Below are 7,772 nucleotides of genomic sequence, written 5' to 3' on the forward strand. Positions count from 1 at the left end.
CGCCGGACGCGCCGGGCACGGGCGCCAGCACGGTCATGCAGCACCGGGTCGAGGTGGCTGGCCCGCACGGAATCGTTGCGGCCGGGCACCCGCTGGCATCGATGGCGGGCCTCAGGATGCTGATGCAGGGCGGCACCGCTGCCGATGCGGCCGTGGCGGCGATGGCGGTGCTGAATGTCGTGGAACCATGGGCATCGGGCGCCGCCGGCAACGGCTTTGCCACCTGCATGGACGGCAAGACTGGCCGGATCACCGCGCTCGCCTTCGCCGGCGCCGCGCCGCGCCTGCTCGATGACACCGCGTCCGCCGCCGATCTGACCGCCGGTCCCAGGGCCGTGGTGACGCCGGGGGCGTTTGGCGGCTGGATCGAACTGGCACGGCGTCTGGGCAGGCTTCCGCTGTCGGTTCTGCTGGAACCGGCCATCGGCTATGCGCGCGATGGCCATCCGCTCGATCCGTCGATTGCCCAGACGATCGCCCGCCAGCAGGCCACGCTGACGCGCTTTCCAACGACAGCGGCCATCTATTTTCCGGGCGGCAGGCCGCCCGCGGCGCGCGCGATGTTCCGCAACCTGCCGCTGGCGCGCAGTTTTCAGGCCCTGGCCGATGCGGAAACGGCAGCATTGAAGGGCGGGGCCAGCCGCGACCAGGCGCTCACCTCCGCGTATGATTATTTCTACACTGGGCCCATTGCGCAGGAAATGGACCGTTTCTCGCGTGCCAATGGCGGCTGGCTGCGGCTGGACGACATGCGCAGTTATCGGCCGAAGTGGGTCGAGCCGGTGGCGACCAGCTATCGCGGGCTCGACGTGATCTGCTCGCCGCTGACCTCGCGCACCGGTCTGGAAACCTGCGAGCAGCTCAACCTCCTCGAAGGCTTTGACATTGCCTCGCTTCCAGCCGACAGCCCGCAGGCGCTGCACCTGATTGCCGAATGCATCAAGATCGCCAAGGCCGATGTCTATCGTTACGCTGCCGATCCGTCGTCGAGCCGTGCGCCGGTTGCGACCCTCATTTCCAAGGAGTTTGCCAGCCAGCGCCGGCGCCTGATCGATCCGGCCCGCGCCATTGCCTTCCCGGCCGGCGCCGATATCGGCGGCGCCCGGCTGCCGGCGCCCCGGCCAGCGGCAGCCGGCAGCGTGCCCGGTGACACGACCAATATCTCGATCGTCGATGGCGATGGCAACGCGATTGGCGTCACCACCACCCTGGGAGGCGGCTTTGGCGCCTGTGTCATCATGGGTGACACAGGCATGTTCTGCAACAACGGCCTGCGCGAAGGATCGACGGCGCCCTATCGTGATCATCCCAACTTCGTGAAGGGCGGGCGTGTCCCGCTGCTCGGCAACTGCCCGACCATCGTGCTCGACAGGGGGCAGTTCAGGATGGTGTTCGGATCGCCAGGCGGCGAAACGATCGGACAGACGCAGTTTCAGCATCTGATCAACGTGATCGACCGTGGCCTGCCGGTACAGGCGGCGATCGAGGCGCCGCGCCTCGCGCTCGACGCCGATCCGGGTTTCTACACGCCGGGCGCGGCGATCACGCTGCAAGTTGAATCGCGCTTTTCGCCCGCCACGGTCGCCGGGCTGCGCGCCATGGGGCATGGGGTCCGCTCGGTCGGTCCCTATGCGATCGGCAGCATCCAGGCCGTGCTGCAATCGCCCCATGGCACGCGGCTGGCCGGTTCCGATCCCCGGCGCATGGGCTATGCCGTTGGCTATTGAACGGCGCGTCGGCAGCAGGGAGGCGGCACCATGACGGCATACAAGGGCATCGGCCTGGCGTTGGCCCTCGCGCTTGGAGCGACAACGGCGCCAGGGCTCGGCGCGACACGGGCTCACGCGCAGGCCGCTGCCGACTGGCCGCACTTCGGCGGCACGCTGGGCGACACGAAATACTCCGCCCTCAACCAGATCAACGCCGGCACCATCAAGCGGCTGAAAATCGCCTGGCGCGCCCCGGCGCTCGATCCCGCCCTGCGGGCCGCAAACCCCACGCTGGTGCCCTCCAACAATTTTCGCAACGCACCGCTGGTCGTGGGCGGGGTGATGTACATCAGCAACCAGATCGGGCTGGTCGAGGCCCGCGATCCGGGCAGCGGCCGCGTCCTCTGGAGCCAGGCGGCGTATCCGGGCGATGGGCGGCTGACACCGGCGGCGGCCAGCCGGGCGCTGGCGCTGTGGGGGAAGGGCGCCCGCGCGCGCATCGTCACCGTACGTGGAAACTATCTGTACGTGCTCGATGCCCGCACGGGTCAGCCGGTGGCCGATTTCGGCGACAAGGGCCGGGTTGATCTGCGCCAGGCGCCGAAGACGATCTTTTCCTGGACCGCGCCGGCGCCGATCGTGGTGGGCGATGTGATCGTGATCGGCGGCCAACCGATCGCCACGGGCGTCGCCGACATCAACAAGGCGTCTCTCACCGGCAATGTGCGCGGCTTCGATGTGCGCACCGGCAAGTTGCTGTGGACCTTTCACACGATCCCGCGCGAAGGCGAACCGGGAGTGGAGACATGGGAGAATGAATCGTGGCGGGTGGGCGGCAAGACGAAGGTCTGGTCCGCCTTCAGCGCCGATGAAAAACTCGGCATCGTCTATTTGCCGCTGAGCGCCCCGCCCAGCGATTATTATGGCGTCTCGCGGCCGGGCGACAATCTCTATTCCGACTCGCTCGTCGCCCTCGATGTCCGCACCGGCAAGAAGCTGTGGCATTACCAGCTGGTGCATCACGACCTGTGGGATTATGACCTGCCCTCGCCGCCGATGCTGGCCGATATCAAGGTGAATGGCCGCCTGCGTCAGGCCGCGATCCAGGTCACCAAGATGGCCTATGTGTTCGCCTTTGACCGCAAGACTGGCGAGCCGCTGTTTCCGATTGTCGAAACGCCCGTGCCGGCCACCACGATGCCGGGTGAGAAGGCCTCCCCAACCCAGCCGATCCCGGCAAAGCCCAAGCCGTTCGACCGGCAGGGCATGGATGAGGACCAGTTGATCGATTACACGCCGGCCCTTCGCGCCGAAGCGGTGCAGATCCTCAGCCGCTATCGGCATGGCCCGATGTACACGCCGCCGTCGCCTGCGGGCGGACCCGATGGCAAGCTCGGCACGCTCTACCTGCCCGGCTGGGTCGGCGGCGCCAATTGGATCGGCGCCGCGCTCGATCCGGAAACCGGGGTGATCTATGTCCCGTCGGTCAGCGTGCCGTGGATCGGCCGCGACAATTACAAGCGGCCGCCGGAATCAAGCCTGTACATGGAGGGGCCGCAGGGCCTGCCGATGGTCAAGCCGCCCTATGGCCGGATCACCGCGATCGACATGAACAGCGGGGAGCATCTGTGGATGGTGCCCAATGGCGAAGGCCCGCGCGACCACCCGCTGCTGAAAGACCTGAACCTGCCGCCGCTCGGCCAGGCCGGCCGCGCTGCGCCGCTGTTGACGAAATCATTCCTGTTCATCGGCGAAGGCGACAAGGTGGGCCTGAGCATTCCCAAACTGAGCGGCGGCAACATGTTCCGGGCCTATGACAAGCAGACCGGGAAGGTGGTATGGCAGGCCAATCTCGGCGCCGGCACGACCTCGCCGCCGATCACCTACATGCACAAGGGCAAGCAATATATCGTGGTCGGGGTTGGCGGGGTCGATCATCCGGCCGAGCTTGTTGCCCTGAGCCTGGAGTAGGGCTGATGCCGTGGCGCGTGGCTCTGGAGGACGCATGACATTCAACACGAGATACTGGCCGATCGCAGCTTTGCTGGCCGCAGTGCCTGTCACGCTGGGCGCCCAGCCGGTCGAGACGCCGGGCGTCACAGCCCCGCTCACCCCGGCCCAGATCCTGCGCAATTATCCGCCCGACGCCTTGTCCGGCGCTGCGGTGGACAAGCCGGTCGTGCTGAAAAGCCAGGGCGGCATCGCGGTCCGTGTCGTCAAGCTGGCGGAAGGCCTGTCGCATCCCGATGGGCTGGTGTTCCTGCCCGATGGACGCACAATGCTGCTCACCGAGCGCGGCGGGCAGCTGCGCGTGGTGCGCGATGGCGTGCTGGATCCGACCCCCGTTGCCGGCCTGCCGGCGCTCAACAATGTCGGCATCGGCGGGCTGCACGACATCGTGTTGCATCCCGATTTCGCGCGCAACAAGCTGCTCTATGTCTCCTACACCAAGGAGGTGAAGCCCCGGCTGGCCACGACACTGGCGGTGGCCCGCGCCCGCTTCGAACAGGGCCGGCTGACGGCGGTGCAGGACATATTGGTGGCGGAGGCGTGGGAAAGTCCGCTTGGCACCTATGCTGGCCGCATGGTCTTTGGTCCGGACGGGATGCTCTACATCAGCGTGGGGGACCGCGATGGCACAACGGCGAGCGACCAATCGAGTGCGCGCCCTCAGGCGCAGGCCCTGAACAGCCATATCGGCAAGATCTTGCGGGTGCGGGACGATGGTTCGGTGCCGCCCGACAACCCCTTTGTCGGAAAGGCCGGCGCGCTGCCCGAGATCTACAGCTATGGCCATCGCAATGTGTATGGCATGGCCTGGGATCCGAAAACCGGCGTGATGTGGGCCAGCGAATTCGGTCCAGCCGGCGGGGATGAGATCAACAAGATCCTGCCGGGGCACAATTATGGCTGGCCGCTGGTGTCGCTGGGTCGGCATTATTCGGGCAGCCTGGTCTCCGATCAGCCGTTCCACCGCGATGGCATGGATGATCCGATGTATTTCTGGAATCCCAACTTCAATCCGGAAAACATGTTCTTCTATACCGGGGACAAGTTTCCGCAGTTGCAGGGCAGCCTGATCGTCGCCGGCGCCAACACGCGCAAGATCGCCCAGATGACGATCCGTGGCGATTTCATCCGGCAGGGCGATACCATGCTGACCGAACTTGGCGTGCGGTTCCGCGACATCAGGCAGGGGCCGGACGGGAACATCTATGTCCTGACCGAAGGCCGTCTGCGCGGGCCGAAGGACACCGACGGCATGCTGCTGCGGATCGAGCCGGCACCTGCGCCCGCTGGCAAGCCGGATTGACCGGCGCCCGCCCCGGACAATGATCCCGGAATGGTGATGTCGCGCTGTCTTCCCGGCTTGGTGCTGGTGGTCTGCAGCCTGAGTGGTGCCTTTGCGGCGGCCGCCGTGTCGCAGGCGATCAGCCTGCCTGATGCGGACGGCAAGGAGCAGGTGCTGGGCGCGTGCACGCGCTGCCACGGCGTCGATATCATCGTCGCGCAGCCGCGATCGCCGGATCAGTGGGCGGAGGTGGTCAGCATCATGGTTGGCCAGGGTGCCGTGCTGAGCGACGATGAATACAGCAAGATCGTCGCCTATCTTTCGGCAAACCTTGCCGTGGAGCCGCCCGCCCAGAACTGAAACCTGTGGCTACGCCCGCTGCGGGAGCGCGTCTTCCACCGCCGGCCGGGCATCGCGTTGACGGGGGCCGGTGCACGGCAGCATAGTGATTGCCAAATTTCAGGGCCGATGAGGGACATGCCGCGTTGCTGTCAGCGGTCGGCCGTTTGCTGGGGGACGCGTGGGTGATGAACAGGGCGACAAGGCGGCTGGCTGCGGCATCAACGCTGGCACTCATGTGGATGGCGGGGGCCGCCGCGCAGCCGGTGGCCGATGTGCTGATCCGGGGCGGCACCATCTATGACGGTTCTGCCGCGATGACGCCCTATGTGGGCGATGTCGCCATTTCGGGCGACCGGATCACCTATGTCGGGCCAAAGGCAGAGGTGACGGCGAAGCGCACCATCGATGCCACTGGCAAGATCGTGGCGCCCGGCTTCATCGATCCCCACACCCATGCGCAGCATTTCCTTGAGTCCGCCGATCCTGCGCAGCGGCAGGTGCCGGCCTGGCTTGCGCAAGGGGTCACCACCCTCTTCATCGGCAATGATGGTCGCGGCGATCCCAATGTCGCCAGCGTGCTTGGCAAGCTCAAGGCGCAGCGCATCGGGGTCAACGTCGCCACCTTTGTCGGTTATGGCACCATCCGCGAGGCGGTGATCGGGCCAGTGGCCCGGGCGCCCACAGCATCCGAACTGGCAAAGGAAAAGGCGCTGGTCGTCCAGGGCATGTGCGAGGGCGCGATCGGCCTTTCGTCCGGCCTGTTCTATGTGCCGCAAAGCTATTCCAAGACCGACGAGATCATTGCGCTGGCCAGGGAAGCCGGCATCCGCGGTGGCATCTATGACACCCACACGCGCGACTATTCCGATTTCACGGTCGGGGCCATCGCGTCGTACCGAGAGGCGCTGACCATCGGCAAGGAAGCCAATATCCCGGTGCACCTCAGCCACATCAAGATTATAGGCCCCAAGCTCTGGGGCATGTCCGCCGAGGTCGTCAGGATGGTGGACGCGGCTCGCGCCGCCGGCCAGAAGGTCACCGCCAGCCAGTATCCCTACACCGGCAACGGCACCAGCCTCACTGCGATGTTCGTGCCCAACTGGGCCATGGACGGCGGCCGTGAGGCGTTTCTGAAGCGGCTTGAGAACCCCGAGACGGCCGAGCGGATCAAGACCGAGATGATCCGCAACATGGAACGCACGGGCGGCCCCAACAAGTTCCTGTTCCGCGCACCGGGCACCCCGCAGACCGGCAAGTTCCTCGACGTGGTGGCGCGGGAAATGGGGATGACCCCGGTCGATGCCGCGATCCGCATCCTGAAGCAGGGCGGCAGCCAGTCGCTGATCGGCTTCGTCATGGGCGAGGCGGACATCGCGACGTTCATGAAGCAGCCCTGGACGCTGACCGACTCCGACGGCGGCGAAGGGCACCCGCGCGAATATGGCACCTTCCCGACCAAGTATCGCAAATATGTCGTCGAGGAGAAGGTGATCACGCTGCCCTTCTTCATCCGCAACTCCACCGGCGCCACGGCCGATGCCTTCGGCATCAAGGAGCGCGGCTATCTGAAGGCCGGCTATTTCGCCGATGTCGTGGTCTTCGATCCCCAGACCTATGCGCCGAAGAACGACTTCAACAAGGTCGCCGTGCTCGCCGAAGGGGTGACGGACCTGTTCGTCAACGGCGCGCCGGCGATCGAGGCGGGCCGGATGACGGTGGCGCTGAGCGGCGTGCCACTGCCGCACACGCCGCCAGCGGGCACCTGCCGCGCGAACTGACCGGAATCACTCCGGCTGGCGCTGCCAGACCGGGATCACCTCGCCGCGGCGCAGCCAGCCCGAACGTCCATCGGGGAGGGTGAGCCGCACCCAGCCGATGAAGCGGCCGTCCATGCGCCCCACGGTGCCGGGGGCCAGCGCCACGGTCGCCTCTCTGTCGGGTGTCGCCACGGGCAGCGGGCGCAGGGCCACCGGCTGCCAGGTGATCGCGGCATCGGGGGCCGCCGCCGCGCCATAGCCCCAGGTGCCGGCGATCCCGGCCGCCATGCCGAGCGCGCCAAGGCCCGCACCAAGCGCCGCCGGCCGCCGCCAGGCCCCGCTGGCATGGCCGAAGCGCTGGAACAGCAGGGCGCCGAACCCACCGGTCAGCAGCAGCGCGCCGGCCATCGCGGTCAGCTGCCATCCGATCGGCGGCAGCTGACCGGCCAACCGGCCCGGAAGCGTATCAGGCAGCGGCAGCCCGCCGGCGTTCCGGCCACCGACACCAGCCTCCAGCGCCGCCAGGCGCCACAGCGCCCGTGTCTCGGGCGCGCGCGGGTTCTGCACCCAGGCGATGCCGGCATGGGCGGCGGCGCGCGGCCATTGCTTTGCCAGCGCCGCGTTGCGGGCCTTGGTGTAGTGGGCGATCCAGTCGCGGGGCGCGGGTGCGGC

General features: G+C 67.2%; 6 protein-coding genes. 5 read left to right on the plus strand and 1 reads right to left on the minus strand.

The genetic code is table 11. From position 1 onward, the window contains the following. The 5 genes from GJV64_RS08805 to GJV64_RS08825 all read left to right on the plus strand — a co-directional run. Positions 1–1,727, plus strand: a 1,727-nt coding sequence (locus GJV64_RS08805; protein WP_164156887.1) for a gamma-glutamyltransferase family protein, incomplete at its 5' end; no start/stop codon positions are given. A 30-nt stretch (positions 1,728–1,757) separates the two neighbouring features. Further along, the gene (locus tag GJV64_RS08810) at positions 1,758–3,680 is read left to right on the plus strand and encodes an outer membrane protein assembly factor BamB family protein (RefSeq protein WP_164156888.1); all 1,923 of its coding nucleotides are present in this window, start codon (positions 1,758–1,760) and stop codon (positions 3,678–3,680) included. A 34-nt stretch (positions 3,681–3,714) separates the two neighbouring features. Then, positions 3,715–5,022, plus strand: a complete 1,308-nt coding sequence (locus GJV64_RS08815; protein ID WP_235927669.1) for a PQQ-dependent sugar dehydrogenase — start codon at positions 3,715–3,717, stop codon at positions 5,020–5,022. 30 nt (positions 5,023–5,052) lie between these two features. Beyond that, the gene (locus tag GJV64_RS08820; protein WP_164156889.1) at positions 5,053–5,361 is read left to right on the plus strand and encodes a c-type cytochrome; all 309 of its coding nucleotides are present in this window, start codon (positions 5,053–5,055) and stop codon (positions 5,359–5,361) included. Positions 5,362–5,582: 221 nt separating this feature from the next. Then, on the plus strand, positions 5,583–7,121 hold the full coding sequence (locus GJV64_RS08825; protein WP_235927670.1) for an N-acyl-D-amino-acid deacylase family protein: 1,539 nt from the start codon (positions 5,583–5,585) through the stop codon (positions 7,119–7,121). Positions 7,122–7,127: 6 nt separating this feature from the next. Here GJV64_RS08825 and GJV64_RS08830 read toward each other — a convergent pair. Next, positions 7,128–7,772: hypothetical protein (locus GJV64_RS08830; RefSeq protein WP_205599572.1), on the minus strand; the 645-nt coding region annotated here is incomplete at its 5' end.

The sequence above is a fragment of the Sandarakinorhabdus rubra genome, assembly GCF_010994245.1.
Taxonomy (GTDB): Bacteria; Pseudomonadota; Alphaproteobacteria; order Sphingomonadales; family Sphingomonadaceae; genus Sandarakinorhabdus; species Sandarakinorhabdus rubra.